Here is a 25,933-nt window from a genome sequence, read left to right as displayed (position 1 = left end):
TGCCCAGGCCTTGCGCCCGGATCATCTCAACAACTTGCAGTTTGAAGCTCGCGTCAAAGACTCTTCGTTTCGATTTCGTCACTTTTACTACCCAGGTGATTTGCACCTATCTGTGTGGACGAATTCATCAGACCAGGACAGACCGTTACATTGTTAAATCAAGCATGCTGATTGACGCCTAGTAGCTACGAAGCTTCTGGGCAGCCAATTAGCGGTAAGCTTGTCAGGTGAGTCACTTCGCAATCTAACGGTGTAACGGTGAAGGTATGTACAGCAAAACCCAGCGCAACCTGATGATCGGATACATGATCTTCGTGATCGTGATGGTTCTGGTAAGACACGGTGGCTTTGAGAGACAAACATCTACCCCGCTCGATTTGATACTTGGCGCACCGATACCTTTTGGCTTCGGCGTGTTCGCAATTCAAAACGGCTGGGTAAGTACTCGCTACTCATCGCCAATAGATCGCGACGAGGCCCGTGTGAGCTTCTGGTTCTATGTGGCCTGTGCTCTTCTGCTCGGAGCAGGTATGTTTTTATGGGGTATCCGCGACGCCATTCAATCGCCGCACTGACTCCGCGTTTTGTTGCTTGAGACGTCCGATGGTCGGTCGATGTTGACAGATACACATGTAGAAAATGGTGGGCCGTGTTGGACTTGAACCAACGACCAAAGGATTCAGGTTTGTATAGGTTTCCCTATTCCCTGGACTATCTCATCACCCGCATCACGACCTAGGTCGCATGTAAGGGTGCCGGGCGCTCGTGGGGTGCTTATCGGATTGGCTCCTCACACCCTAGTCTCTGCACCTTCTCGCTTACCAGTCTTACGACTTGCCTTCAGCGAGCTTGGCTCAGGATTGCCGGGCCTTTTTTGACGAGGCTGACGGTTTCCCTGAGTTCACCCGGTTTTCCACTGGCGCTCTCACACCAGGGTCACCTATTCGATGAGTCCTCTGCTCTAACCAACTGAGCTAACGGCCCACTTTCTACACAACAAAACTTCAACGGTAGCCGGACCTGAGTCCGTGACGCCGCTATCAAAGCAGATGCCGGTTGCAATGAGGTTGCAGAACTCCCTCTATATGGGAAATCAACAACGCTTCGCACCCGCTCTACTTCCTATCAATTTTTGCATAAGTTCTTTTAGATCAATACCTTGCGCTTGATGTTGTCAGCGACGGCGAAAAATGGCATCTAAGTTTATTTCGCGACACCCATTGATTATGAGTCCTCTGCTCTAACCAACTGAGCTAATGCCCCACACAACTCGACATTTTACTGCGGGTAAAAGCTACTACTTCTGGTGGCTTAGCGCGTTGCTGACCAGCTTGGAGGTAATGTCCACGATCTGGATCATGCGGTCGTAGGCCATGCGGGTGGGGCCGATCACGCCCAGGGTGCCGACGATCTGACCGTCTACCTCGTAGGGGGCGCTGACGATGGACAGTTCTTCGAACGGCACGACCTGGCTTTCGCCGCCAATGTAGATGCGTACGCCTTCGGCCTGGCTGGAGATGTCCAAGAGCCGCATGATCTGGGTTTTTTGCTCGAACAGGTCAAAGGCGCGGCGCAGGTGGCCCATGTCGCTGGAGAAGTCGCTCACGGCCAGCAGATTGCGTTCGCCGGAAATGACCACCTCGTCCTGCTCGCGGGTGAGTGCGTCGGAGCTGGCGTTGACGGCGGCCTGCATCAGGCTGGCGATTTCGCCGCGCAGGGTTTCGACTTCGTTCTTCAGGCGTTCGCGCACCTGCTCGATGGACAGGCCGGCGTAGTGGCCGTTGAGGTAGTTGGCGGCTTCCACCAACTGCGAAGAGGTGTAGTCGACTTCGGTGAAGATCACGCGGTTTTGCACATCGCCTTCGGGCGAGACGATGATAACCAAAAAGCGCTTGTCCGACAGGCGTAAAAATTCAATATGCCGAAACACCGAGGTGCGCCGCGGTGCCATCACCACGCCCACAAACTGCGACAAGCTAGACAGCAGATTGGCCGCGTTAACGATGACCTTTTGCGGCTGCTCGGCGACCAGCTTGGGATGCGCCAGCGGGCCGGGCTGCGCGGTGAGCATGGTGTCCACAAACAACCGGTAGCCGCGCGCCGTGGGGATGCGCCCCGACGAGGTGTGCGGGCTGACGATCAGGCCCAGTTCTTCCAGGTCGGACATCACGTTGCGGATGGTGGCGGGCGACAGGTCCAGCCCCGAGGCTTTGGAGAGCGTGCGCGAGCCTATGGGCTGGCCATCGGCGATATAGCGCTCGACCAGCGCTTTCATTAACAACTTGGCACGTTCATCGAGCATGGCTATATTTTAGTGATGTAATTTGTGCATGAAATCACAATTCCGTCACGTTGCGCTCTTCGGCAAATACGCCGCGCCGGGCACTTACGCAGCCAACGCCTCGTCGCGCCAGATACTGGAAGAGATTGCACAGTTTTTAACCAGCCAGGGCTGCGAGGTGGTGGTGGATGCGGAAACCGTGGCCAACACCGGCCTGACCGGCTACCCGGCGCTGGATATCGCGGCCATTGGCCAGCGCTGCGACCTGGGGCTGGTGGTGGGTGGCGACGGCACCATGCTGGGCATTGGCCGCCAACTGGCCCGCTACGGGGTGGCGCTGATGGGCATCAACCAGGGACGGCTGGGGTTTATTACCGACATTCCGATCGAGTCCTACGCATCCACCCTGCTGCCGATGCTGCATGGCACCTTCGAGGAAGACCACCGCAGCCTGATGCACGCCCGCGTGATGCGCGCCGGTGTGTGCGTGTTTGACGCGCTGGCGCTGAACGACGTGGTGGTGAACCGCGGCGCCACCTCGGGCATGCTGGAGCTGCGCGTGGAGGTGGATGGCCGCCTGGTGGCGAACCAGCGGGCAGACGGCCTGATCATCGCCACGCCCACCGGCTCCACCGCCTATTCGCTCTCGGCGGGCGGGCCGCTAATGCACCCGTCCATCCCCGGCTGGGTGATGGTGCCGATTGCCCCACACACATTGACAAATAGGCCGATTGTGCTTGCAGATGCTGCAGAAGTAGCTATTGAATTAGTAGCAGGGCGCGATGCCAGCGCCAACTTCGACATGCAGTCGCTGGCCTCGCTGCAGCACGGCGACCGCATCGTCGTGCGCCGCTCCGAGCACCGAGCTCGCTTTTTGCACCCCCAGGGCTGGAGCTACTTTGACACCTTGCGCCGCAAACTCCACTGGAATGAAGGCTCTTAAAGTTATGACGACGGTGAACATATGGCTTTGAAACGCATCACCCTGCGCGACTTTGTGATCGTGCGCGAGCTGGATCTGGAGCTGGACACCGGCTTCAGCGTGCTCACCGGCGAAACCGGCGCGGGCAAATCCATCCTGATCGACGCGCTGCAACTGGCCCTGGGCAGCCGCGCCGATGCGGGCACGGTGCGCGAAGGCGCGGCCCGGGCCGACATCAGCGCAGAATTCGACAGCCTGCCCGCCATCAGCCGCTGGCTGGACACGGCCGGGTTTGACCAGGCCGACAGCCTGCTGCTGCGCCGTACTGTCGACGCGCAAGGCAAAAGCCGCTCCTGGATCAACGGCAGCCCCGCCACCGCCACCCAGTTGCGCGAGATCGGCGACCAACTGCTCGACATCCACGGCCAGCACGCCTGGCAAAGCCTGACCCGCCCCGACACCGTGCGCAGCCTGCTGGATGCCTACGCAGGCAGCAGCACCCGCGCACTAGAGGCGTTGTGGACCCAGTGGCGCAGTGCCCAGAAAGCCCTGGCCGATGCCCAGGCCGCGTGCGACTCGCTGCAGCAAGAGCAGGAGCGCCTGGCCTGGCAGATTGGTGAAGTGGGCAAGCTCAACCCCGGTGCCGACGAGTGGAGCGAGCTCAACGCCGAGCACACCCGCCTATCCCATACCCAAGCCCTGCTGGATGCAGTGCAAACCGCCATCGACGCGCTGGAAGGAGACGATGCCGGTGAAGATTCGGGCGCCTTGGCCGGCTTGTCCCGCGCCCACACTGCGCTACACAATCAAGAGCACATAGCGCCCGAATATGCTGCGCTTGCCGAGGTTTTGGCATCCAGCCTGGCGCAGGCCGAAGATGCCGCCCATTCGCTGCACGCCACCCTGCGCAAAACCGAGCAGGACCCGGCCCGGCTGGACGCGCTGGACGACCGCCTGTCCCAATGGGTGTCGCTGGCCCGGCGCTACAAACGCACTCCCGCCGAGCTGCCCGCACTGCTGGCCACGTGGAAAACCGAGCTGGCCCGGCTGGACGCTGCCGCCGACAGCCAGGCCCTGGAGGCCGCCGAGCGCAAGGCCCAGGCCGCCTACCGCGCCGAGGCCACGGCGCTGGGCAAAGCCCGCGCCCTGGCTGCCCCCCGCCTGGCCAAGGCCATCACCCTGGCCATGCAGGGCCTGGGCATGCAGGGTGGCCAGTTCCAAGTGGTGCTGCAAAAGATAGAGCCCAGCGCCAGCGGGCTGGAAGAAGTGCAGTTTCTGGTGGCCGGGCACGCAGGCAGCACACCGCGCGCGGTGGGCAAGGTGGCCTCTGGCGGCGAGCTGTCACGCATCGCGCTGGCCATTGCGGTCACTACCAGCGAGCTGGGCACGGCGCAAACCCTGATTTTTGACGAGGTAGATTCCGGCGTGGGCGGTGCCGTGGCCGAAACCGTGGGCCGCCTGATGAAGCAGCTGGGCCGCGACCGCCAGGTACTGGCCGTCACCCACCTGCCCCAGGTCGCCGCCTGTGCCGACCACCACCTGGTGGTGGCCAAGCAGCGCGACGGCAAAAGCACAGTCAGCAGCGTGGCCTTGGTACTGGGCGAACAACGCGTGGCCGAAGTTGCGCGCATGCTCGGAGGCGAAAAACTATCCAGCACTACGCTGGCCCATGCCAAGGAGATGCTAGGCGAGCCATGAAACTTGAAATTGTTTTGATCACAGGGATGTCCGGCTCGGGCAAGTCGGTCGCCCTGCACGCACTGGAAGACGCGGGCTATTACTGCGTAGACAACCTGCCGCCCGAACTGCTGCTGAGCTTCGTGAAGCTGGAGCAGACCCAGGGCGCGAAAAAGGTGGCCATCGCCATGGATGTGCGCAGCGCCACTGCCCTGCCCCTGGTGCCTCAGCACCTGGAGACGCTGCGCAAGCAGGGGGTGCACATCAAATCGCTGTTTCTGGACTCGGCCACCGACACGCTGGTTCGCCGCTACTCCGAAACGCGCCGCAAGCACCCGCTTTCGCGCTCCGAGCGCATCGACCAGCAACACGCCCTGGTTGAAGCCATAGAGTTGGAGCGCGAGCTGCTGGCCGACCTGCGCGAAAAAGCCCACGTGATCGACACCAGCTTCATCCGCGCCTCGCAGCTACAGGGCTACATCAAGTCGCTGATCGCCGCACCCGAGGCGCAGCTGACGCTGGTGTTTGAGTCCTTCGCCTTCAAGCGCGGCATTCCGGTGGATGCCGACTTTGTGTTCGACGTGCGCATGCTGCCCAACCCGCACTACGAACCCGACCTGCGCGCCCTGACCGGGCGGGACGACGCGGTGGCGGCGTTTTTGCGCCAAAGCCCCGACGTGGCGCAGATGTTCAACCACATTGACAAGTTTTTGACCCACTGGCTGGAGCCCCTGGCGCGCGACCACCGCAGCTACGTGACGGTGGGCATTGGCTGCACCGGCGGGCAGCACCGCTCGGTGTATCTGGTGGAGCAACTGGCAGCGGCTTTCGGCAAGCGCTGGGTCACACTGAAGCGGCACCGCGAACTGGATGCGCGGGGCGACCTCCCGCCTCTATCAGGTGGCGCCACCGTTTTTTAAGCCTTTTAGGCCTCTAGCGTAGTCAATACCTACGCCATTAGCTATAAATTAAGTAGCAGACAAGAGTTTACGGATGGGTGCGGGCAAACCCATGTCAACCCAGCGCTGGGCCTCAACCCAGTCACCGTGCAGGCCGGGGCGCGCATCCTGCGGCCACTGGATTTGCACCGGGTGCAGGTACAAATCCTTGTGCGTCAGCACGTGCAGAAACACGGGCAAGTCATCCAACACCGCAGCCCCCACCGACGCAGCCAGGGCCTCACGGCTGTCGAACACCGGCAGACAGTACAACCCCGCCCACACGCCCGCATCGGGCCGCCGCTGCAGCCACACACGCCCGGCGGCATCTTGCGCCCACAGCAGCCACCAGGATTCGGTGCTGCGCTTGAGCTTGCGGGTTTTGACGGGGTATTTTTCTGGCGCGCCCTCGCGCTGGGCCTTGCACACCGGCTGTACCGGGCACAGCAGGCAGGTAGGCTGGCGCGGTGCGCACACCGTAGCCCCCAGGTCCATCAGGCCCTGGGTGTAGCGCGGCATGGTGTCCAGCCCGGCCTGGGCGGGCAGCAAAGCGGTGGCCTGGTCCCACAGCGCGCGTTCATTGGCGGCCACGGCCAAGTCGGCCCCAAAACCCAGCACCCGGGTCAGCACGCGCTTGACGTTGGCATCCAGAATGGCAGCCCTTTCGCCGTAGCAAAACGAGGCAATGGCGGCGGCAGTGGAGCGGCCGACGCCCGGCAGAGTTTGCAGCAACTCGGCGGTAGGCGGAAAACGCCCGCCGTGCACCGCCACCACCTGTTGGGCGCAGCGGTACAGGTTGCGGGCGCGGCTGTAGTAGCCCAGACCGCTCCACAAGCCCAGCACGTCGTCCAGGCTGGCAGCGGCCAGGCTTTGCACGTCGGGAAAGCGGGCCAAAAAGCGCGGAAAGTATTCCAGTACCGAGCTGACCTGGGTCTGCTGCAGCATGATTTCCGATAGCCACACGCGGTACGGGTCCTGGGTGTTTTGCCAGGGCAGGCTATTGCGGCCATGGGTCTTTTGCCACTGGATCACCTGGGAGGCGAAGGCCGTGGCTACCGCCTGGGGGGCTGCGTACGCCGCCTCTAAAACTGCCGTCATACCAAATTCATTCCAAAGGGGGCCGGGGTCCGGCGGTGGTCAAAAAATACGAGGTCAGCAGCTGCAAACGGGTTTCGAACTGGCCCAGCACGGCCTCCTGGCCTTCGATCTCGGCCACCTGCGCGTCCAGGCCGCCCGCAGCAGTTTGCATGCGGTCAGTGCCCTCGATGCGCCGGGTGAAGCTTTTGCGGCGCTCTTTGAGCTGGTCTTCCAGCTGGGCGGTGGCGGATTTGCTCCACAGCTCCACATCGTCAAAGGCCGACTGGTTGACCCCGCGCAGCCGCGAGCGCAGCGCCCGCACCAAACGCTCGGCAAACTCGGGTTGGGCCAGCTTCAGGGCGTTGCGCAGGCTCAGGTACTGCACATGGCTGGCCTCGATCTCGGCCAGTTCGGCCTGGTGGCCCTGCACGTCGGGCGTGCCAGCCAGCAGCAGCGAGAAGCCGAATTCGGCATTCAGCTGGTCAAACGTGGCGGCCAGCATGCTGTGGATTTCCATGCTGTGCGTCTGGGCCTTGGCCAGGTTGTCATTCAACCGGGCGAAGGTGTCGGCGTAGACACCTTTGATGCCGCGCTTCCAGCCGGGTTTTTGCAGTGCCTCGGCCAGCACCGCCATTTCGGCTTTCAGGGTGCGGCTGCCAAGCAAGGTGTACACCTCGCCCAGCAGCTTAAGCTGGATGGCGCGCACGGCGTGTATCTTGGCGTTGCCCATGTCGAACTCGTGCTTTTCCTGCTCGATGCGCTGGCGCATGTTCTTCACCACAGTCAAATTCTTGCCGCCCAGGCCCTGCAGCTCCATTTTTTGCTCGGCCAGGTCGCGGCGACGCACATGCAGCACACGGCCGGTCTCGGTGCGCAGGTCGGTGATGCCACGGGCCACGGCCGAGCGCAGAATTTCTTGCCGCTGGCCCAGAATGCCCTGGCCCAGCGCCACCTCTAGCTCTGGCAGGCCGCTGGCTTCTAGCAGCGGCGCATCGCCGGTAATCTTGGCCACCAGGCCTTTTTGCGCCGACACTGCCAGCACCTGCTGCGCTGGCACGCCCAGCAGCGCTGCAGAAGCGACCCGCTGGCGATCGACTTGCGCCTGCACCTGCGCGGGCGTGCTGAGCGCATCCCACAGGGTATCGACCTTATTGAGCACAACCAGGCGCGCAGCCATGTCGTCGGCAGTGGCACTGAGGTGGTCGCGCCAGACGGCCAGATCGGACTTGGTGACCCCGGTGTCGGCCCCCAGTATGAAGACAACGGCATGGGCCTGGGGGATCAGGTTGACGGTCAGCTCGGGCTCGGCACCGATGGCGTTCAGCCCGGGCGTATCCAGAATCACCAAGCCTTGCAGCAGCAGCGGGTGCGCCATATTGACCAGCGCATGCCGCCAGCGGGGCACTTCGACCCGGCCTTCGGCATCCAGCGGCGGGTTGTCGTCGGATTCCTGGTCGTGCCAGAAACCCAATGCGCGGGCTTCGTCCTGGGTGACGCTGCGGACTTCGGTGACCTTCTCCATGGTTTGGGCCAGATGGGCCGCATCGTTCACGTCCAGGTCGATATGGGTCCACTGCTCAGGGGCCTGCCGCCATTCGGCCAGCGACTGGGGGTGCAGGCGCGATTCGATGGGCAGCAGCCGCAGACTGGGCGGCACCCCCGCGTCATAGCCCAACTCGGTTGGGCACATGGTGGTGCGGCCTGCGCTGGCGGGCATGATGCGGCGACCGTATCCGGCAAAAAACACGGCGTTGATCAGCTCCGACTTGCCGCGAGAGAACTCGGCCACAAAGGCGACCATCACCTTGTCGCTGCGCATCTGGTCTTCCAGCCGCCGCAGCCGGGCCTCGACCCCGGCATCCATCAGCGCGTGCTCTTTCATCCACGCGGACAGCAGCTTCAGGCGCAGCGCCAGCTCACGCCGCCACGCGCCATGCTGGCCTAGTTGTTCATTAAAGGAGGTCGCCACAGCGGGAATAGGTGGGTAGTAAAAAACAAAAAATCAATATAGCACTAGCGCCATGGCAATTTAGCCCCCGTCTAAACCGGGAACGTATGCCGCCCAGAAACACCGCAGAACTGGCTCTGCCAGGCTGCTGGTGTTGCCCCCATGCCAAGGGGGTTGGCGAAAGATGCGCAGCACTGCAGCCTGGGGGTAGGTAATCCTTTAGCGCTTTTGGCAGACGGGGCAAAAGTAAGTAGACCGCTGGCCCTGGCGGATTTGCTGGATGGGCGTGGCGCATACCCGGCACGGCAGGCCCTCGCGGTCGTAAACCATGGCTTCGAGCTGGAAGTAGCCGCTCTCGCCATGGGCATTAGAGAAGTCCCGCAGGGTACTGCCACCCTTCAATACCGCCCGTGCCAACACGCTGCGCACGGCAGCATGCAGCCGGGCAGCGCGTGGTTTGCTGATGCTGTGGGCACGCACCGTGGGGCGGATACCGGCAATGAACAACGCCTCGGACGCATAGATATTGCCCACGCCTACTACCACCTCGCCCGCCAACAGCACCTGTTTGATGGCCGTTTTGCGCATCTGTAGCCCTGCGTAAAAAGCCGGTAAAGAAAATCCTTCGTCCAGCGGCTCCATGCCTAAGTGCCCTAGCAGCTTGGCGGCTTCGGGTGCGTCCTGGCTGTCGGCATACACCACCGCCCCAAACCGGCGCGGGTCGTGCAGGCGCAAGATGCCCAGGTGGGTGACCACATCGCAGTGGTCGTGCGCGCCCGGCTCTGGCTGCTGGGGCGCGAAATGCAGGCTGCCCGACATGCCCAGGTGCAGCAGCAGCAGGCCCGCATCCAGGTCCAACAGCAAATACTTGCCCCGTCGGCGCACCTGCAGCACGGTGCGGCCCGCCAACAGGGCAGGGTCATAACCCAGCGGCCAGCGCAGCGGTTTGCCCATACGCACGCTGCTGATGCGCGCGCCCTGGATCCGGTCGGCAAAACTCAGGCGGGTGACTTCAACCTCGGGTAACTCGGGCATGGCACGTGGTGGTTAGGGAGAAAAATAGATCCTTGCCAGGGAGCTTTACCCCCCGAACACGGCATGTGAATAGGCTTGGATTATTATGAGCCGATGAAGCGATATATCAGACTGGCTACCCACGGATTGGCAACTTTGGCTTTGGCCACGGGCGGCCTGCACGCATTTGCGCAAACGGCTCCCGAGACCGCAGCACCCAGCGCGACAGAAGCCGCGCCCGCGCAATCCGCCATGAATGGCGAGCTGTTCTACATTGTGCTGCTGGGTGAGCTGAACGCGGCCGGTGGCGAGCCTGGCATTGCCTACCAGTTGTATTTAGAAGGCGCACGCAAGGCCGACGACCCCAGCCTGTACCGGCGCGCGGTTGAGATCGCCTTACAGTCCCGCTCCGGCGAGGCCGCGCTGCAAGCTGCCCGCGTCTGGAGCAAGGCCGAGCCCGCATCCCGCGATGCCAACCGTTATGTGCTGCAAATCTTGTTGGCGCTGAACCGTGTGGCGGACACCGCTGAGCCTCTCAAGGCCGAGCTGGCGATGGCCCCAGATGCCGACCGTGCCGCAGCCATCACCGCGATTCCGCCGACCTATGCGCAAATTTCCGACAAGAAACTGGCAGCAACAGTGATTGAGCAGGTGCTGGGCAGCTATCTGGCGGATTCATTGAACGGCCCTGCAGCCTGGACCACCGTGGGCCGCATGCGGCTGGCCGCAGGTGACACCTCTGGCGCGCTAGAGGCGGCCCGCAACGGCCAAACCCTGTCTATCACCGCGCCCGGTCCGGTGCAACTGGCACTGGAAATGATGGGGCCGAAAGTCCCGCTGGCCGAACCTTTGGTACTGCATTACCTGAGCGGCCAGCCCCTACCCGAGTTGCGCATGGCCTATGTCCGCGCACTGCTGGAAGCGCTGCGCTACGGTGAAGCAGCGCAGCAACTCAGTCTGCTGACCAGCCAAAACCCCGATTTCCCAGATGCCTGGCTGGTACAGGGCAGCTTGCAGGTCCAGGAGAATCAGCTCAACCCAGCCGAGAACTCGCTCAAACGCTTCATTGCTCTGGCTGAGCCACTGGCCCCTAGCGAAGGGCGTACCCGGGGCTTGTCGGCGGCCTATATGGCCTTGTCGCAGGTTGCAGAGAACCGCAAAAACTATCCTGCAGCCGCAGCCTGGTTGCAAAAAATCGACAACGCCGAAGAGCTGCTGGCCGTGCAAAACCGCCGGGCCTCGTTGCTGGCCAAACAAGGCAAGCTGGCCGAGGGCCGCGCCCTGCTGCAAGCCCTGCCAGAACGCACCCCGACAGAAGCCCGGCAGAAGCTGACCGCCGAAGTGCAGTTACTGCGCGACAACAAACAGTATCCAGCCGCCTATGACCTGATGGCCAAAGCGGTGGCCGAACACCCTGACGATGCCGACCTGCTGTACGACCAGGCCATGCTGGCCGAAAAGCTCGACAAAATGGACGACATGGAGCGTCTGCTGCGCAGGCTGATCGCCATCAAACCCGACTACCACCACGCCTACAACGCCCTGGGCTATTCGCTAGCCGAACGCAATGTGCGCCTGCCCGAAGCCCGCGACTTGATCCGCAAAGCGCTGGAATTTGTGCCCAACGACCCCTTCATCGCCGACAGCTTGGGCTGGGTCGAGTTCCGCATGGGCAACAACGACGAGGCCCTGCGCGTGCTCGACGGGGCCTTCAAGGCCAAGCCCGATGCCGAAATCGCCGCCCATCTAGGCGAGGTGCTGTGGGCCCTGGGCCAACGCGAGCGCGCCACCAGCATCTGGAAAGAAGGCCTGCAGATCAATAGCGACAACGAAACCCTGCTGGCCACGCTGAAACGCTTGCAAGTCAAACTGTGAGCGCCCTGGCCCGCCAGTGGGCGCTGATGGTGTGCGCGTTGTTTCTGGCCGGGTGCGCGCACTTGAACAGTGGCCGCCAGAACGCCGACCCATCCGCCTTTTGGAGCGGCCGCCTGGCTTTGCAGGTCGATGGATCAGCCGCCCAGTCATTTTCGGCCAGCTTTGAACTCAAGGGCTCGGCAGAAGCAGGTGAGCTAACTCTCTTCAATCCGCTCGGCGGCACGCTTGCACGCTTGGTGTGGCAGCCCGAATCGGCGACGCTGTACGCCAATGGCGACGTCCGGCCCTTTGATTCGCTGGAAGCCTTGGTCGCACAAGCAACCGGAGCCCCGCTGCCGTTGGCAGCGCTGTTCGACTGGTTACAAGGCCGCAACACCCCAGCGCCGGGCTGGCAAGCCGATCTGGCCCGGCTGGATGATGGCCGGATTACTGCAGTGCGCAGCCAGCCAGAACCCACGGCCACCCTGCGCCTCGTTCTCGATAAATAGACATGCAAGCCCTGTACGACGTAGCTGCCCCGGCCAAGCTGAATCTTTTTTTGCACATCACCGGCCGCCGTGCCGGTGGCTACCACCTGTTGCAGTCGGTCTTCATGTTGATCGACTGGTGCGACACCTTGCACTTTGAACTGCGTACAGACGGCCAGCTCAGCCGCGAAGACCTCAGCATCCCGCTGCCGCCCGACGACCTGGTGCTGCGTGCCGCCCGTGCGCTACAAACCGCCACCGGCACGCCACTGGGCGCGCACATCGGCGTGCTGAAAAGCATTCCGGCGCAGGCCGGCATGGGCGGTGGCTCGTCCGATGCCGCATCCACCCTGCTGGCGCTCAACCGCTTGTGGAAACTGAATGTGCCGCTGGAGCAACTGCTAACCATTGGTCTACAACTGGGAGCCGATGTGCCGTTTTTCCTGGGCGGCAGCAACGCCTGGGTCGAAGGCATTGGCGAAAAAATCACGCCAATTTCGCTGCCATCGGCCCGCTTTGCCGTCGCCAAGCCGCCTGAAGGGCTGGACACCCAACTGATTTTTTCATCGCCAAATTTAAAACGCGATTCAGATAGTGCTATACTCGCAGGCTTTGCTGCTCAGCCTTATTACTTCGGTACTAATGACTTGCAGCCAGTTGCGCAAAACCTTTGCCCTGCAGTGAACCAAGCCCTTGAGTGGCTTGGAGGCAAAGGTTTAAATGCTAGAATGACTGGCTCTGGTAGCGCGGTGTTTGCGCAAATACTGAGCGATGTAGATTTGTCGGATGTACCAAGTGAATACGGTGCCTGGCAAGTTCGCAAATGCAGCAATATGGATGTCCATCCTCTCAAAGGCTGGGCTTTCAGCGATGGTTAATCGGTTTGCAGCTTCATGCTGTGGACCCGTGTAGGGGAGTCGCCAAGTTGGTTAAGGCACTGGATTTTGATTCCAGCATGCGAAGGTTCGAGTCCTTCTTCCCCTGCCAAATATTCTAAATACGCGGTTATTCAGAATATTCACACACAGTTATTTCATCGCTAGTTCCTACATCGCCAGTTATTTCACAGCCGGAATGCTCATGCAGCCCCACCACACTGATTTCATGATTTTCACGGGCAATGCCAATCCGGGCATGGCCGCTGACATTGCCAAACACCTTGGCATCTCATTGGGTGCCGCCCGCGTGGGCCGCTTCTCCGATGGTGAAGTGACCGTCGAAATCAACCAAAACGTGCGTGCCCGCGATGTGTTTGTGGTGCAAAGCACCTGCGCGCCCACCAACGAAAACCTGATGGAACTGCTGATCATGGTGGACGCGCTTAAGCGTGCCTCTGCCGAACGCATCAGCGCCGTGATTCCCTATTTTGGCTACGCCCGCCAAGACCGCCGCCCCCGCTCGGCACGTGTGCCGATCACCGCCAAGGTGGTGGCCAACATGCTGCAAGCCGTGGGCGTAGACCGCGTTTTGACTATGGACCTGCATGCCGACCAGATCCAGGGTTTCTTTGACATCCCGGTAGATAATATTTACGCTTCACCCGTTTTGCTGGGTGACCTGCGCCAAAAGAACTACGAAGACCTGATCGTTGTGTCGCCCGATGTAGGTGGCGTGGTGCGTGCCCGTGCGCTGGCCAAGCAACTGGGTTGCGACATGGCCATCATCGACAAGCGCCGCCCCAAGGCCAACGTCAGCGAAGTGATGCACGTGATCGGTGAAATCGATGGACGCAACTGCGTGGTTATGGACGACATGATTGACACCGCAGGCACGCTGGTCAAAGCCGCCGAAGTCTTGAAAGAGCGCGGCGCGAAAAAAGTGTATGCGTATTGCACCCACCCTATCTTCTCTGGCCCGGCCATCGAACGCATTGCGAACGGTTCGGCCCTGGACGAAGTCGTGGTGACCAACACCATACCGCTCAGCGCTGCAGCGCTGGCATGCCCCAAAATTCGCCAACTTACCGTGGCCCCCCTGATCGCCGAAACGATACAGCGGATTGCCAACGGTGAGTCGGTCATGAGTTTGTTCTCGGACCAGGAAAACCTTTTCTAGGCCTGAGAACAAAAAAGCAGGCCCGTACGCATGTACAAATATGTTGCGTGCGGGCCTTTTTAAATCGGAGTGGCACTGGTCGCGGTGCACTCTTACAGGAGTTGATTATGAAATTCGTCGCTTTTGAGCGCGCAAAGCAGGGCACGGGTGCGAGCCGCCGTCTCCGCATTACTGGCCGTACCCCCGGCATCGTCTACGGTGGCGAAGCACCGGCTGCTCAGATCGAAATTGACCACAACGCTCTGTGGCACGCTCTGAAAAAAGAAACCTTCCACTCCACCATTCTGGACATGGAACTGGCTGGCAAGGAAAGCAAAGTGCTGTTGCGCAATGTGCAAATGCACCCCTTCCGCCAACTGATTCTGCACGCTGACTTCCAGCGCGTAGAAACCAACACCAAGCTGACCATGAAGGTGCCTCTGCACTACAGCGGCCAGGACGTGTGCCCCGCCGTCAAAACGGAAAACTGCATGGTTACCCCCGTGGCGACCGAAGTGCAAATTTCCTGCCTGCCTGCAGACCTGCCCGAATTCATCGCAGTAGACCTGAGCGGCCTGACCAAAGGCTCGTCTTTGCACGCCAAAGACCTGGTCTTGCCTAAGGGCGTGTCGGTTGTCACCAAAGGCCGCGAAAACCCTGCACTGGTGTCCGTGATTGCGCTGGCCGAAGAAGTCGCTGTGGATCCAGCCGCTGCTGCTGCACCCGCCAAGGGCAAAGCCGGTGCCAAGGCGCCTGCTGCCAAGGCTCCGGCCGCCGCCAAGCCTGCTGCCAAGAAGTAATTCTTTTCAGCCCGGTTCAGCCCTTAAAGGCCCACTTCGGTGGGCCTTTTTTGTTTTTGGATAATCACAGCCATGATCAAACTGTTTGTTGGCCTGGGCAACCCCGGCCCCGAATACGAAGCCACACGCCACAACGCTGGGTTCTGGTGGATAGACGCATTGGCGCGCGAGCTCAAAACCGGCCTGCAACCCGATAAAAGCTACTGCGGCCTGGTGGCGCGCGTGGTGGTGGAGGGCGAGCCACGCTGGCTGCTCAAACCCCAGACCTTTATGAACCTGTCGGGCAAATCGGTGGGTGCGCTGGCACGGTTCTTCAAGATCCAGCCCAGCGAGATTCTGGTGGTGCACGACGAACTCGACATCGTGCCCGGCCAAGCCAAGCTCAAGCTGGGCGGTAGCCACGCGGGGCACAACGGCCTGCGCGACATCCATGCGCAGCTGGGCAGCCCCGACTACTGGCGGCTGCGCATTGGCATTGGCCATCCAGGTGCGCGCGATGAAGTACTGAACTGGGTGCTGAAAAAGCCGTCTGCCGATCACCGCACGGCGATTGACGACAGCATGACCCGGGCGATTCTGGCCGTGCCAGCACTGATGGCGGGCGATATGGACAAGGCCACCATGGCCATCCACACCACCAAGCCACCCCGGCCGAAGCCGGTGCGGCCGCCCGAACCCGTTTAGGACTTGACGATCTGGGCCTGCAATCGCCGGTACTTGGCCCAGAGGGTGTCAACATCTTCTACATGCTCCGGGTTCACCGGAATGCACGACACCGGGCAGACCTGCACGCACTGCGGCTCATCGAAGTGGCCGACGCACTCGGTGCACTTGTGCGGGTCGATCTCGTAAATCTGCACGCCCAGGTAGATCGCATCGTTCGGGCACTCGGGCTCGCACACATCGCAATTGATGCACTCGTCAGTGATGATCAATGCCATGGCGCACTCCGGGAAGTCATGGGCGAATAGTAGGTCACACGGTGGCCAGGGCGCTGCGCATCGCGTCGATCACCGCCTTGTAATCAGGGTTGCCGAAAATCGCACTGCCCGCCACAAAAGTGTCTGCCCCGGCCGATGCCACGCGGGCGATGTTGTCGGTCTTGATGCCACCATCCACTTCCAGGCGGATATCCTTGCCCGAAGCTTCGATGCGCTTGCGGGCCTGCTCCACCTTGCGCAAGGCCGAGTCGATAAAGCTCTGGCCGCCAAAACCGGGGTTGACGCTCATGATCAGAATCAAGTCAATGTCGTCGATCACCCAGTCCAGTACATCCAGCGGCGTGGCGGGGTTGAACACCAGCCCTGCCTGGCAGCCTTTAGACTTGATGGCCTGCACGCTGCGGTGCACATGGCCCGTACCTTCGGGGTGGAAGCTGATCAGCGACGCGCCCGCATCGGCAAACGAGGCCGCCAGCGCGTCCACCGGCTGCACCATCAGGTGCACGTCGATAGGCACTGGCGTGCCGTCGGGCTTTTTGGCATGCGGCTTCAAGGCGCTGCAGACCATGGGGCCGAAAGTCAGGTTCGGCACGTAGTGGTTGTCCATCACATCGAAGTGGATCCAGTCGGCACCGGCCGCAATGACGTTTTTCACCTCCTCACCCAGGCGGGCAAAGTCGGCGGCGAGGATCGAGGGGGCGATACAGAAATTTTTTTGGTAATTTTTCATAGCCCGTATTTTCGCAGACCGTGTATGCAGGCACGGTACGATCCTGCCCATGCCCAAATACCAGTTCACCGTCGAAGTCTTGCCGCAGTACCTGCCCGAGCAATCCGACCCCACCCAGGCCGTGTACAGCTTTGCCTATACGGTCACCATCCAGAACACTGGCGACACCACCGCCCAGCTGATTGCCCGCCATTGGACCATCAGCGATGCCAATGGCCATATCGAAGAAGTCAAAGGCCTGGGCGTGGTGGGCCACCAGCCTTTGCTGAAGCCAGGCGACTCGTTCCAGTACAGCAGCGGCTGCCGCCTGCGCACCGGCACCGGGGCCATGCACGGCAGCTATTTTTGCGTGGCCGAAGACGGCGAGCGCTTTGAAGCCCCCATCCCCACCTTTGTGCTGGATGCCACCGGCAACCACCTGCCCCCTGCCAGCCATACCCTGCATTGACATGGGCGAGTTCGACCTGATCCGCCGCTACTTCACCCGGCCCACGCCGCGCGCCGTGCTGGGTGTGGGCGACGACTGCGCCCTGTTGCAGCCCCGGCCCGGCATGCAACTGGCCATCTCCAGCGACATGCTGGTCGAAGGCCGCCACTTTCTCAGCACCGTGCACCCTGCCGCGCTGGGCCACAAGGCGCTGGCGGTGAACCTGAGCGACCTGGCCGCCTGTGGCGCGCAGCCGCTGGCCTTCACCCTGGCCCTGGCCTTGCCGCGTGCCGATGCCGCCTGGCTGGAGCCGTTTTCCCAAGGCCTGCTGGCCCTGGCCGAGGTCCATGGCTGCGAACTGGTGGGCGGCGACACCACGCAAGGCCCACTGAACATCTGCATCACCGTCTTCGGCGAGGTGCCGCCCGGCCAGGCGCTGCTGCGCTCGGGCGCGCAGGTGGGCGACGACTTGTATGTGAGCGGCACGCTGGGCGATGCGCGGCTGGCGCTGGAGGTGTTTCGCGGCACGCTGTCGCTGCCCGAAGCCGCGTTTGCCCAGGCACGCACCCGGCTGGAGCGGCCCACGCCCCGCGTCGCGCTGGGGCTGGCGCTGCGCGGCGTGGCCACGGCGGCAGCCGACATCAGCGACGGGCTGCTGGGCGACCTGGAGCACATCCTGCAAGCCTCTGGGGTGGGCGCGGTCGTAGATACCTCAATTGCTATTAAATTAATAGCTACTAGCGTAGACAAAATATGCGCCAGTGGCCAATTTGATGCTGGAAAATTCCTGGCCTGCGTGCTGGCGGGCGGTGACGACTACGAACTGGTATTCACCGCCCCGCCCTCGGCCCGCGAAGCCGTGGCGGCAGCCGCAGCCCAGGCCGACACCCCGGTGGCGCGCATCGGGCAGATCGAAGCCCGCTCGGCCCAGGCCCCCATCCGCCTGGTCGATACCCATGGCGCAAGCGTCTTGCACACATTTGCCAGCTTCGACCACTTTGCCTGAAGGCCTTCGCGCTTGCGTAAACTAAGGTTCTATGAACGAAGCCGATGCTATCCGCCAAATCTTGACCCACGCCCGCACCATTGCGGTCGTCGGCCTGTCCGCCGACCCCACCCGCCCCAGCTTCGATGTGGCGCGCACCCTGCAGGCACGGGGTTACCGCATCATCCCCATCAACCCGAACGCTACCGAGATCCTGGGCGAAAAGGCCTACCCCAGCCTGACCGAAGCGGCCCGGCACCACGTGATCGAGGTGGTCAACTGCTTCCGGCGCAGCAAAGACATTCCGCCCATCGTCGATGAAGCCATCGCCATCCAGGCCAAGGCGGTGTGGATGCAGCTGGGTATCTCGCACGCCGCGGCGGCCCAGAAAGCCCATGCAGCGGGCCTGCGGGTGGTGCAAAACAAATGCATCAAGACCGAGCATTCCGTTTTATCGGCACGCGGAGTCATTTAGCTGCCAGAGCGGTGCGGTAAGCTCCCCAGTTTGCTTGTTCCCCGCCGCCATGTCCTTCGCTCCCCTCCAAAACGACAGCTTTCTACGCGCCTGCCTGCGCCAGTCCACCGACCACACCCCCGTGTGGCTGATGCGCCAGGCGGGCCGTTACCTGCCGGAATACCTGGCGACCCGGGCCAAGGCGGGCAGCTTCATGGGGCTGGCCACCAACACCGACTACGCCACCGAAGTCACCTTGCAGCCGTTGGAGCGTTTCCCGCTGGATGCTGCCATTTTGTTCAGCGACATCCTCACCGTGCCCGATGCCATGGGCCTGGGCTTGAGCTTTGCCCAGGGCGAAGGCCCGCGCTTTGCGACCCCGGTGCGCGACGAGGCCGCCGTGGCTGCCTTGCAGGTGCCCGACATGGACAAGCTGCGCTACGTATTTGACGCCGTCACGTCCATCCGCCGCGCCCTGAATGGCCGGGTGCCGCTGATCGGCTTCTCGGGCAGTCCGTGGACACTGGCCTGCTACATGGTGGAAGGCAAGGGCTCGGACGACTACCGCCTGGTCAAAAGCATGCTGTACAGCCGCCCCGACCTGATGCACCGCATGCTGCAGGTGAATGCCGATGCAGTGGCGGCCTACCTGAACGCGCAGATTGAAGCGGGCGCGCAGGCGGTGATGATTTTTGACAGCTGGGGCGGCGTGCTGGCCGACGGCGCGTTCCAGCAGTTCAGCCTGGCCTACACCCAGCAGGTTTTGAAACAACTCAAGACCGAGCACAACGGGGTGCGCATCCCGCGCCTGGTGTTCACCAAGGGCGGCGGCCTGTGGCTGGATGAGATGGGCGGGTTGGACTGCGAGGTGCTCGGCCTGGACTGGACGGTCAACCTGGCCAAGGCCCGCGCCCTGGTCGGAGGCACGGTGGACGGCCCAGGCAAGGCGCTGCAAGGCAATATCGACCCCAACGTGCTGTTTGCCCCGCCCGTGCAGATTGCCGCCGAAGTGGAGCGCGTGGTGCGCAGCTTTGGCGTGCCGCACCAGGGTGCAGGCACCGGGCCCACGCACATTTTCAACCTGGGCCACGGTATCAACCAGCACACCCCGCCCGAGCACGTGGCGGCGCTGGTCGAGGCGGTACACAAGGTTTCGCGCCAAGTTAGGGCCTAAAAATAGTTTAGCGATGCACCACTTATGCACAAATTTTGTGGTGCAGTGCGGCAAACCACCACAAGGGCCACCGCCCTCGCTATGAAACCCATAGCGCTTGTAAGTCTTTGATTCATATAGTCATCTGAAATTGCTTTTTTTAGAGGCAATCCGTCGAAAGCCTTGATTTACCGGGCTTCGCAGCCCGCCCCGCAGAGATATCAACAAAGTTATCCACAGATTCTTGGGATACCTTGTAAATCAGTTGCAAATCAAGCACTTAGGCGCTTTCCCTCTAGTTCACGTGAAATAACACACACAAATGCCGCACCGGCTCTCCATCGCCGTCCAGACCCCCGCCCACAGCGCCATCGCCGGGCCGCTCACCTACAGCCACAGCTCCACCCTGCCGCCCGGCAGCCTGGTGCGGGTGCCGCTGGGCACGCGCGAGACGCTGGGCGTGGTGTGGGATGGCTTGCCCGAGGACAGCGCTTTCGAGATCCGCCCCCTCAGCGCCGTACTCGACGGCCTACCGCCGCTGAACGCCGCCTGGCGCGGCCTGGTGCAGTTTGCCGCCCTGTACTACCAGCGCGCGGTGGGTGAAGTGGCCCTGGCTGCCCTGCCCCCGCAACTGCGCGAACTGGGCGCGGCGCAGCTCACCCGGCGGCTCAAGCGGCCCGCCAAAGCGGCCGACGCACAGGCGGAGTCCGCTATACATTCTGCAGCGCTTAGCCCAGAGCAGATATGCGCCATCGCCGAATTTGAGTCCCAAAAAGGCCCGTTTTTGCTGTTCGGCTCCACTGGCAGCGGCAAGACCGAGGTCTACCTGCAACTGGTGCAAAGCCTTTTGTCCCGCGACCCTATGGCCCAGACGCTGGTGATGGTGCCCGAGATCAACCTCACACCGCAACTCGAAGCCCGCTTTCGCGAACGCTTCGAGCCCCGCTTTGGTGCGGCGGCGGTGGTGTCCATGCACAGCGGCATGACCGCCCCACAGCGCCTGAAAAGCTGGCTGGCTGCGCACGGGGGCACCGCGCGCATCGTGCTGGGCACGCGCATGGCGGTGTTTGCGTCCATGCCGCGGCTCAAGCTCATCGTCGTCGATGAAGAGCACGACCCCAGCTACAAGCAGCAAGAAGGCGCGCGCTACTCGGCCCGCGACCTGGCCGTGTACCGCAGCCAGCTGGAAACGCGTTTATCCACAGACCCCGAACCCTGCCGCGTACTGCTCGGCTCCGCCACCCCGTCGCTGGAGAGCTGGCACCACAGCCGCCCCGCTGCCGAGGGGGGCCGCTACGTGCGCCTGGCCATGCCCAGCCGCATCGGCGCGGGCACGCTGCCCAAGGTGCGGCTGGTGGACATGGGTTTGCAGCAAAAGAAAACCGTGTTTTCGCCCCAACTCCTGGCCGCCATCCAGCAGCGCATCGCACGCGGCGAACAAAGCATGGTGTTTTTGAACCGGCGCGGCTACGCCCCGGTGCTGGCCTGCGGCAGCTGCGAATGGAAGAGCGAATGCCCGCACTGCAGCGCCTACCGCGTGTTCCACAAAATCGACCGCAGCCTGCGCTGCCACCACTGCGGCTACGTAGAACCGGTGCCGCGTGCCTGCCCTAGTTGCGGCAACCCCGACATCGCCCCCGTGGGCCGTGGCACCGAGCGGCTCGAAGAGCACCTGGCCGAGCTGCTCGCCCACCTGCGCCGCCCGGACGGCGGCCCGGTGGTGGTGGCCCGCATCGATGCCGACAGCACCAAGGCCAAGGGCGCACTAGAGGCCCAACTGGCCGAGGTCCACACCGGCGCGGTGGACGTGCTGGTGGGCACACAGATGATCGCCAAGGGCCACGACTTTCGCCGCATCACCCTGGTGGCCGCCATCCAGCCCGACGGCGCGCTGTTTTCCAGCGACTTCCGCGCACCCGAGCGCCTGTTTGCCCTGCTGATGCAGGCGGGGGGCCGCGCAGGCCGCGATGCCGCCCAGAGCGCGGCCAGCGAAATGTGGGTGCAGACCGAGCACCCCCAGCACCCGCTGTTTGCCGCGCTGCGCCAGCACGATTACCCGGCGTTTGCCGCCAGCCAACTCGAAGAGCGCCGGATTGCCGGGATGCCGCCGTTCAGCTTCCAGGCCCTGGTGCGCGCCGAGGCCCGCACGCAGGAGGCCGCCCAGGCCTTTTTGACCCTGGCCAGCGCTGCCGCCTGCGACGTGCCCGACGTGGACCGCGTCACCCTCTACCCCGCCGTGCCCATGGGCGTGCAGCGCGTGGCCAACATTGAACGCGCCCAGATGCTGGTGGAAAGCCCGTCCCGCCAGGCCCTGCAGCGCTTCCTGCTGGCCTGGCAGACCGTGCTGCGCGCCACCCGCAGCCAACCTAAGGCCAAGGGTCTGATCCGTTGGGCGATTGATGTCGACCCCCTTGGAATTTAAAGAAAATCAGGTTCTAGCGCATATGGAATATGCACTAGTAGCTACTTAATTTATAGCAAACCTAGCGCAACAGATAACCCGCCTGCTGCGCTACAAACCCGTCGAACGCGGCCAGCAAAGGCATGAAGCGGTCGGTATCCCCCTCCAGCTGCGCCAGCGCCGCACAGGTCGCCTCCAGCGTGGACAACTGGTCCGGCAGGTGCGCCTTGCGGATGCGGTAGTGCGAGGGTGGCAGGCCGCGCATGGCCAGGCGGGGCAAGGCTTGCAACGGCGGGCTTTGGTAAAGCATCTTGCGGCTTTTGCGCCAGGTGCCGTCCAGCACCACCAGGCGCAGGCGCGACGGGTCTTGCAGCCATTCGGGCGGCAGCGGGGGCGGCGGCAACAGGTCGGGGGCCGTATCTAACGGGGTCTCGGGGTACAGCAGCAGCGTGTGCCGGCCATCCACGGGCCAGAGCGGCGTGGCAAAGGCCTCGCCCACCACCATGCGGCTGTGCGGCAGGCTAAGGTGTAGCAGGCGGGCGCTGCCTTTGGCCTGGAGCACCTCCAGCGGGTGCTGCAGCACCAGCACCTCCACCGCGTGGGCCGTCGGGGTCACCCATGGGCAAATGCAGGTGCTTTGCGGACGCAAGCAGCGGTGGCATACGGAGCGATGGGTGACAGAAACCATGGGGCATTTTAGGAAGCCGCTTCACACGCATCGGGTACTATGGTTTTGATAGCCGCTTACGCAAGCTGAATCAGCACGGGCGGCCATTTTTATTTAAATACCGTAACCACTACCTTTTAAGCAAGGTCAGAACGCACGCCGTCCAGAAACACCGCAGAACTGGCTTTGCCAGGCTGCTGGTGTTGCCCCCTGCAAGGGGGTTGGAGAAAGATGCGTAGCACTGCAGCCTGGGGGTGTGCAAAATAATCCAGCGCCATGACAACGCTTCTTCTTCGCATCTCGCTGCCCCTGGTCTTTTTGCTGGCCAGTTGCACCACAACCACCACCAGGGTTGCCCAGGCAGTCAACGAGGCCCAGGCCGCCGCCAACGTGGCCACCACCGCGGCCATCGCGGCGCAGTCGGCCGCCAGCGCCCCCCGTGCTGCCAGCGCGCCGCCGTCGCCCCTGCCGCTGTTTGCCACCGTGCTGCTGGGCACGCAGCGCAGCATTGGGCTGTTTACAGTGTACCAACGGGACGAGCGTTTCTGGCTGGAGCTGGGACCCGACGACTTTGGCAAACCCTTCTTTCTGTCGCCCAAGATGGCCAGCGGGATCGGCGAAGGCGGGCTGTATGGCGGGCGCATGCTCAGCCCCCGCCTGGTGGAATTTCGCCGCGTACACAACCTGGTGCAACTGGTGGCGCGCAACACCGACTTCGTGGCCCCGCCCGGCACGCCCGAGGCCCGGGCCGTGGCCGCCGCCTACGCCCCCAGCCTGCTGGGCAGCACGCCCGTAGCCAGCCAGCCGCACCCCAACCGCCAGAGCGTGCTGGTGGATGCGGGCGCGCTGTTCATCAACGACATGGGCGGCGTGGCCCAGGCGCTGGCCCAGACCTACCGGCAAAACTACGGCGTGGACATGCGCAACTCGGCCATCCTGAAGGTGCGCGGCACGCCCGACCTGCTGGTGCTGGAGGTGATGAACCACTACGCCACCGCCGGTATCGCCCTGCCCATGCCGGGCATGAACCTGCCCGGCGCGCCCAACAACCTGGTGGACCCGCGCAGCATGTTCATCCAGATCAACTACTCGCTGGCGCGCCTGCCCGCTAAAGAAATGGCCCCGCGCCTGGCAGACCCGCGCATCGGCCACTTTGTGGAGGCGGTGGACAACTTTGGAGACGACCTGGCCCCCACCGCCCGGCAGCGCTTCATCGCCCGCTGGCGGCTGGACAAACAAGACCCGCTGGCCGACCTGTCCGAGCCGGTCAAACCCATCACCTACTGGATCGACCGCAGCGTGCCGCTGAAATACCGCGAGGCCATCCGCACGGGCATCCTGGCCTGGAACCCGGCGTTCGAGCGCATTGGCTTCAAGGACGCGATCCGGGTGCAGCAGCAGCCGGACGATGCCGACTTCGACACGCTGGACTTTGGCCGCGCCTCGGTGCGCTGGTCCACCAACAACAGTACCGGCTTTGCCGCCATCGGCCCGCGCCATGTGGACCCGCGCAGTGGCGAAATCCTGGATGCCGACATCCGTATTGAGAGCCAAAGTGTGCGCGCCACCCGGGCCTCGGCCGTGCGCCGTCTGGGCCTGCCGGTGGCCGAAACAACCGCGCACGCCCTGCCAGAGTCTGGCCAAGACTGCGACATCGGCGCCGAAGCAGGCGCGCAACTGGCCTACGCACTCGACCTGCTGGCGTCCCAGGGCGACATCGCCCCTGACAGCCCGGAGGCCGAGCAGTTCGTGCGCGACTACATCACCAGCCTGACGGTGCACGAAGTCGGCCACACCCTGGGCCTGCGGCACAACTTCCGCGCCTCGCGGCTGTTCACCCAGGCGCAGCTAGCCGACCCGGCCTTCACCCGGGCGCAGGGCCTGGGCGGCTCGGTGATGGACTACCTGCCCGTCAATCTGGGCTTACCCGGCCAGCCGCGCCCGGTGGCCTTCCAGACCACGCTAGGCCCGTACGACTACTGGGCCATCGACTACGCCTACCGGCCCATCCCCCCCGCGGTGGAGGCGGCCACGCTGGCGCAGATTGCCAGCCGCAGCGCCGAGCCCGCCCTGGCCTATGGCACCGACGAAGATTTCAGCCTCGGGGCCGATCCCGAAACCCTGCAGCGCGACCTGGGCGACAACCCGGTGGCCTTTGCCCGGCAGCGCCTCGCCATTGCCCACAGCGTGTTCCAGCGGCTGGAAACCCTGCAGCCCCGGCCCGACCAGGACTGGAGCAGCGTGCGCCGCCTGCTGCGTGAATCATTGAATGACACCGGCACCACCACCGGCATCCTGCTGCGCCAATTGGGCGGCGTGCGCATGCTGCGCGACTTTGCCAACACCGGGCGCGACCCAGCCCAACCCACGCCCGCCGCCGACCAGCGCGCCGCGCTCGACCTGCTGCTGCTCGAAGTGCTGGCCGCCAACCGGTTTGCCATCTCGCCCGCGCTGCAGCGCCACCTGGTGCCCGACTACCTGGCCCGTGCGGAAGCCCCCGCCAGCGCGGGCGATCTGCCGTTGGCCCGCGAGGTATTTGGCCTGCGCCTGCTGGTGCTCAACAGCCTGATGGGCGACGCGCTGGCGGGCAAGCTGCTGGACAACGACAGCCGCCTGGCCCCCTTGGAAGACGCGCTGCGCCTGCCCGAGCTGGTGCGCCGCGTCGAAGCCGAAGTCTGGACCGACCTGACGGCCCCCAGCGCCGAGCAACGCGAGCTGCAACACGCCTACACCGAGCGCCTGGCCGCCCTGGTACTGCGCCCCGCAGGAGCCACCCGTGCCGATGCCCGCAGCATGGTGCGCAGCCAGGCCACGGCCTTATTGGCCCGCATCCAAACCGCCTTGCAACGGCGCGGTAACAGCCCGGAAACACGCCAGCACCTGGCCGACAACGCCCTGACCCTGCGCAACGCCCTGGCGGCCAAGCTGGTGCGTGCGGGCTAGAACTTTTTGCTAGCCCGTCTTTTGGAAAGCACACACCATGATCGTCCACGGCTTACACAATTCCAGCACCGCCCGGTACCTGGCAATGCTGGACTTCAGCGCCCTGATCAGCTTACTGGTGCTGACGGCAGTCTTCCTGGCGCAGCGCCCCCTGTGTCGCACTGTGGGCGCATAAGGGATCTTGCGTAAGCCCGGTCCA

24 protein-coding genes and 1 tRNA gene are annotated in these 25,933 nt (G+C 63.3%); 18 read left to right on the top strand and 7 right to left on the bottom strand.

Annotation, left to right across the window (positions count from 1 at the left end; genetic code table 11):
- Nucleotides 1–266: 266 nt before the first annotated feature.
- Entirely contained in the window at nt 267–575 is a 309-nt protein-coding gene (locus tag AC097L_RS22490; RefSeq protein ID WP_479588949.1) for a hypothetical protein, read from the top strand.
- 722 nt (nt 576–1,297) lie between these two features.
- On the opposite strand, the gene hrcA is transcribed toward AC097L_RS22490, so the two are convergent.
- The gene (hrcA, locus tag AC097L_RS22485) at nt 1,298–2,302 is read right to left on the bottom strand and encodes a heat-inducible transcriptional repressor HrcA (protein WP_479588948.1); all 1,005 of its coding nucleotides are present in this window, start codon (nt 2,300–2,302) and stop codon (nt 1,298–1,300) included.
- 28 nt (nt 2,303–2,330) lie between these two features.
- Here hrcA and AC097L_RS22480 point away from each other — a divergent pair, with 28 nt between their 5' ends.
- The 3 genes from AC097L_RS22480 to rapZ are packed head-to-tail and all read left to right on the top strand — an operon-like array spanning nt 2,331 to nt 5,800.
- Nucleotides 2,331–3,224: an NAD kinase gene (locus tag AC097L_RS22480; protein ID WP_479588947.1), complete on the top strand. Its 894-nt coding sequence runs from the start codon at nt 2,331–2,333 to the stop codon at nt 3,222–3,224.
- 21 nt (nt 3,225–3,245) lie between these two features.
- Nucleotides 3,246–4,901 carry a DNA repair protein RecN gene (recN, locus tag AC097L_RS22475; protein WP_479588946.1) on the top strand — a complete coding sequence of 552 codons (1,656 nt, stop codon included), beginning with the start codon at nt 3,246–3,248 and terminating at the stop codon, nt 4,899–4,901.
- The gene (gene rapZ / locus AC097L_RS22470) at nt 4,898–5,800 is read left to right on the top strand and encodes an RNase adapter RapZ (RefSeq protein ID WP_479588945.1); all 903 of its coding nucleotides are present in this window, start codon (nt 4,898–4,900) and stop codon (nt 5,798–5,800) included. Before recN ends, rapZ begins: the two co-directional genes overlap by 4 nt.
- A gap of 48 nt (nt 5,801–5,848) precedes the next feature.
- Here the strand turns inward: rapZ and mutY are convergent, their stop codons facing one another.
- From mutY to mutM, 3 genes are all read right to left on the bottom strand, one after another.
- Nucleotides 5,849–6,916, bottom strand: coding sequence for an A/G-specific adenine glycosylase (mutY, locus tag AC097L_RS22465; RefSeq protein WP_479588944.1), 1,068 nt, complete (start codon nt 6,914–6,916; stop codon nt 5,849–5,851).
- Nucleotides 6,917–6,923: 7 nt separating this feature from the next.
- Nucleotides 6,924–8,864, bottom strand: a complete 1,941-nt coding sequence (locus AC097L_RS22460; protein WP_479588943.1) for a dynamin family protein — start codon at nt 8,862–8,864, stop codon at nt 6,924–6,926.
- 198 nt (nt 8,865–9,062) lie between these two features.
- Entirely contained in the window at nt 9,063–9,878 is an 816-nt protein-coding gene (gene mutM, locus AC097L_RS22455) for a bifunctional DNA-formamidopyrimidine glycosylase/DNA-(apurinic or apyrimidinic site) lyase (RefSeq protein WP_479588942.1), read from the bottom strand.
- 135 nt (nt 9,879–10,013) lie between these two features.
- Between mutM and AC097L_RS22450 the strand changes: the two genes are divergently transcribed.
- The 7 genes from AC097L_RS22450 to pth all read left to right on the top strand — a co-directional run bounded on the left by AC097L_RS22450 (nt 10,014) and on the right by pth (nt 15,717).
- Nucleotides 10,014–11,732 (top strand): tetratricopeptide repeat protein, encoded by a 1,719-nt coding sequence (locus tag AC097L_RS22450; protein ID WP_479588941.1) that lies wholly within the window; start codon nt 10,014–10,016, stop codon nt 11,730–11,732.
- Nucleotides 11,729–12,220, top strand: a complete 492-nt coding sequence (locus AC097L_RS22445; protein WP_479588940.1) for a lipoprotein insertase outer membrane protein LolB — start codon at nt 11,729–11,731, stop codon at nt 12,218–12,220. Before AC097L_RS22450 ends, AC097L_RS22445 begins: the two co-directional genes overlap by 4 nt.
- A gap of 2 nt (nt 12,221–12,222) precedes the next feature.
- Nucleotides 12,223–13,077: a 4-(cytidine 5'-diphospho)-2-C-methyl-D-erythritol kinase gene (ispE, locus tag AC097L_RS22440; RefSeq protein WP_479588939.1), complete on the top strand. Its 855-nt coding sequence runs from the start codon at nt 12,223–12,225 to the stop codon at nt 13,075–13,077.
- A 32-nt stretch (nt 13,078–13,109) separates the two neighbouring features.
- Nucleotides 13,110–13,186: transfer RNA gene (locus AC097L_RS22435), tRNA-Gln, on the top strand.
- Nucleotides 13,187–13,279: 93 nt separating this feature from the next.
- A complete protein-coding gene (locus AC097L_RS22430) occupies nt 13,280–14,254 on the top strand; it encodes a ribose-phosphate pyrophosphokinase (protein ID WP_315238838.1) in 975 nt (324 codons plus the stop codon).
- Between the two features lie 107 nt (nt 14,255–14,361).
- A complete protein-coding gene (locus AC097L_RS22425; RefSeq protein ID WP_479588938.1) occupies nt 14,362–15,033 on the top strand; it encodes a 50S ribosomal protein L25/general stress protein Ctc in 672 nt (223 codons plus the stop codon).
- Between the two features lie 72 nt (nt 15,034–15,105).
- The gene (gene pth, locus AC097L_RS22420) at nt 15,106–15,717 is read left to right on the top strand and encodes an aminoacyl-tRNA hydrolase (protein WP_479588937.1); all 612 of its coding nucleotides are present in this window, start codon (nt 15,106–15,108) and stop codon (nt 15,715–15,717) included.
- On the opposite strand, the gene AC097L_RS22415 is transcribed toward pth, so the two are convergent.
- Together AC097L_RS22415 and rpe are read right to left on the bottom strand one after the other, a co-directional pair.
- The gene (locus AC097L_RS22415; RefSeq protein ID WP_479588936.1) at nt 15,714–15,974 is read right to left on the bottom strand and encodes a YfhL family 4Fe-4S dicluster ferredoxin; all 261 of its coding nucleotides are present in this window, start codon (nt 15,972–15,974) and stop codon (nt 15,714–15,716) included. The two genes, pth and AC097L_RS22415, sit on opposite strands and share 4 nt — an antisense overlap.
- A 34-nt stretch (nt 15,975–16,008) precedes the next feature.
- Nucleotides 16,009–16,704: a ribulose-phosphate 3-epimerase gene (gene rpe, locus AC097L_RS22410; RefSeq protein ID WP_479588935.1), complete on the bottom strand. Its 696-nt coding sequence runs from the start codon at nt 16,702–16,704 to the stop codon at nt 16,009–16,011.
- 49 nt (nt 16,705–16,753) lie between these two features.
- Between rpe and apaG the strand changes: the two genes are divergently transcribed.
- The 5 genes from apaG to priA all read left to right on the top strand — a co-directional run bounded on the left by apaG (nt 16,754) and on the right by priA (nt 22,145).
- Entirely contained in the window at nt 16,754–17,152 is a 399-nt protein-coding gene (apaG, locus tag AC097L_RS22405; RefSeq protein WP_479588934.1) for a Co2+/Mg2+ efflux protein ApaG, read from the top strand.
- Between the two features lies 1 nt (nt 17,153).
- Nucleotides 17,154–18,137, top strand: a complete 984-nt coding sequence (thiL, locus tag AC097L_RS22400) for a thiamine-phosphate kinase (protein ID WP_479588933.1) — start codon at nt 17,154–17,156, stop codon at nt 18,135–18,137.
- Between the two features lie 31 nt (nt 18,138–18,168).
- Nucleotides 18,169–18,591 carry a CoA-binding protein gene (locus AC097L_RS22395; protein WP_479588932.1) on the top strand — a complete coding sequence of 141 codons (423 nt, stop codon included), beginning with the start codon at nt 18,169–18,171 and terminating at the stop codon, nt 18,589–18,591.
- Nucleotides 18,592–18,640: 49 nt separating this feature from the next.
- Nucleotides 18,641–19,744, top strand: coding sequence for a uroporphyrinogen decarboxylase (gene hemE, locus AC097L_RS22390; RefSeq protein ID WP_479588931.1), 1,104 nt, complete (start codon nt 18,641–18,643; stop codon nt 19,742–19,744).
- A gap of 301 nt (nt 19,745–20,045) precedes the next feature.
- Nucleotides 20,046–22,145, top strand: coding sequence for a replication restart helicase PriA (priA, locus tag AC097L_RS22385; protein WP_479588930.1), 2,100 nt, complete (start codon nt 20,046–20,048; stop codon nt 22,143–22,145).
- Nucleotides 22,146–22,206: 61 nt separating this feature from the next.
- On the opposite strand, the gene AC097L_RS22380 is transcribed toward priA, so the two are convergent.
- Nucleotides 22,207–22,812, bottom strand: a complete 606-nt coding sequence (locus AC097L_RS22380; protein WP_479588929.1) for a tRNA-uridine aminocarboxypropyltransferase — start codon at nt 22,810–22,812, stop codon at nt 22,207–22,209.
- A gap of 255 nt (nt 22,813–23,067) precedes the next feature.
- Between AC097L_RS22380 and AC097L_RS22375 the strand changes: the two genes are divergently transcribed.
- Both AC097L_RS22375 and AC097L_RS22370 read left to right on the top strand, forming a co-directional pair.
- On the top strand, nt 23,068–25,734 hold the full coding sequence (locus AC097L_RS22375) for a zinc-dependent metalloprotease (protein WP_479588928.1): 2,667 nt from the start codon (nt 23,068–23,070) through the stop codon (nt 25,732–25,734).
- Between the two features lie 37 nt (nt 25,735–25,771).
- Entirely contained in the window at nt 25,772–25,909 is a 138-nt protein-coding gene (locus AC097L_RS22370; RefSeq protein WP_479588927.1) for a hypothetical protein, read from the top strand.
- Nucleotides 25,910–25,933: the final 24 nt, after the last annotated feature.

It is taken from the genome of Rhodoferax sp. RT5P35 (assembly GCF_056521385.1).
Note: the sequence above shows the minus strand (reverse complement) of the source record. Positions and strands in the feature narration are given on the sequence as shown.

Bases quoted from the DNA above. Each gene is read 5' to 3' on its own strand.
- AC097L_RS22490 (WP_479588949.1), top strand. From the start codon at position 267: ATGTACAGCAAAACCCAGCGCAACCTGATGATCGGATACATGATCTTC.
- hrcA (WP_479588948.1), bottom strand. From the start codon at position 2,302: ATGCTCGATGAACGTGCCAAGTTGTTAATGAAAGCGCTGGTCGAGCGC.
- AC097L_RS22480 (WP_479588947.1), top strand. From the start codon at position 2,331: ATGAAATCACAATTCCGTCACGTTGCGCTCTTCGGCAAATACGCCGCG.
- recN (WP_479588946.1), top strand. From the start codon at position 3,246: ATGGCTTTGAAACGCATCACCCTGCGCGACTTTGTGATCGTGCGCGAG.
- rapZ (WP_479588945.1), top strand. From the start codon at position 4,898: ATGAAACTTGAAATTGTTTTGATCACAGGGATGTCCGGCTCGGGCAAG.
- mutY (WP_479588944.1), bottom strand. From the start codon at position 6,916: ATGACGGCAGTTTTAGAGGCGGCGTACGCAGCCCCCCAGGCGGTAGCC.
- mutM (WP_479588942.1), bottom strand. From the start codon at position 9,878: ATGCCCGAGTTACCCGAGGTTGAAGTCACCCGCCTGAGTTTTGCCGAC.
- ispE (WP_479588939.1), top strand. From the start codon at position 12,223: ATGCAAGCCCTGTACGACGTAGCTGCCCCGGCCAAGCTGAATCTTTTT.
- AC097L_RS22430 (WP_315238838.1), top strand. From the start codon at position 13,280: ATGCAGCCCCACCACACTGATTTCATGATTTTCACGGGCAATGCCAAT.
- AC097L_RS22425 (WP_479588938.1), top strand. From the start codon at position 14,362: ATGAAATTCGTCGCTTTTGAGCGCGCAAAGCAGGGCACGGGTGCGAGC.
- pth (WP_479588937.1), top strand. From the start codon at position 15,106: ATGATCAAACTGTTTGTTGGCCTGGGCAACCCCGGCCCCGAATACGAA.
- AC097L_RS22415 (WP_479588936.1), bottom strand. From the start codon at position 15,974: ATGGCATTGATCATCACTGACGAGTGCATCAATTGCGATGTGTGCGAG.
- rpe (WP_479588935.1), bottom strand. From the start codon at position 16,704: ATGAAAAATTACCAAAAAAATTTCTGTATCGCCCCCTCGATCCTCGCC.
- apaG (WP_479588934.1), top strand. From the start codon at position 16,754: ATGCCCAAATACCAGTTCACCGTCGAAGTCTTGCCGCAGTACCTGCCC.
- thiL (WP_479588933.1), top strand. From the start codon at position 17,154: ATGGGCGAGTTCGACCTGATCCGCCGCTACTTCACCCGGCCCACGCCG.
- AC097L_RS22395 (WP_479588932.1), top strand. From the start codon at position 18,169: ATGAACGAAGCCGATGCTATCCGCCAAATCTTGACCCACGCCCGCACC.
- hemE (WP_479588931.1), top strand. From the start codon at position 18,641: ATGTCCTTCGCTCCCCTCCAAAACGACAGCTTTCTACGCGCCTGCCTG.
- priA (WP_479588930.1), top strand. From the start codon at position 20,046: ATGCCGCACCGGCTCTCCATCGCCGTCCAGACCCCCGCCCACAGCGCC.
- AC097L_RS22380 (WP_479588929.1), bottom strand. From the start codon at position 22,812: ATGGTTTCTGTCACCCATCGCTCCGTATGCCACCGCTGCTTGCGTCCG.
- AC097L_RS22375 (WP_479588928.1), top strand. From the start codon at position 23,068: ATGACAACGCTTCTTCTTCGCATCTCGCTGCCCCTGGTCTTTTTGCTG.
- AC097L_RS22370 (WP_479588927.1), top strand. From the start codon at position 25,772: ATGATCGTCCACGGCTTACACAATTCCAGCACCGCCCGGTACCTGGCA.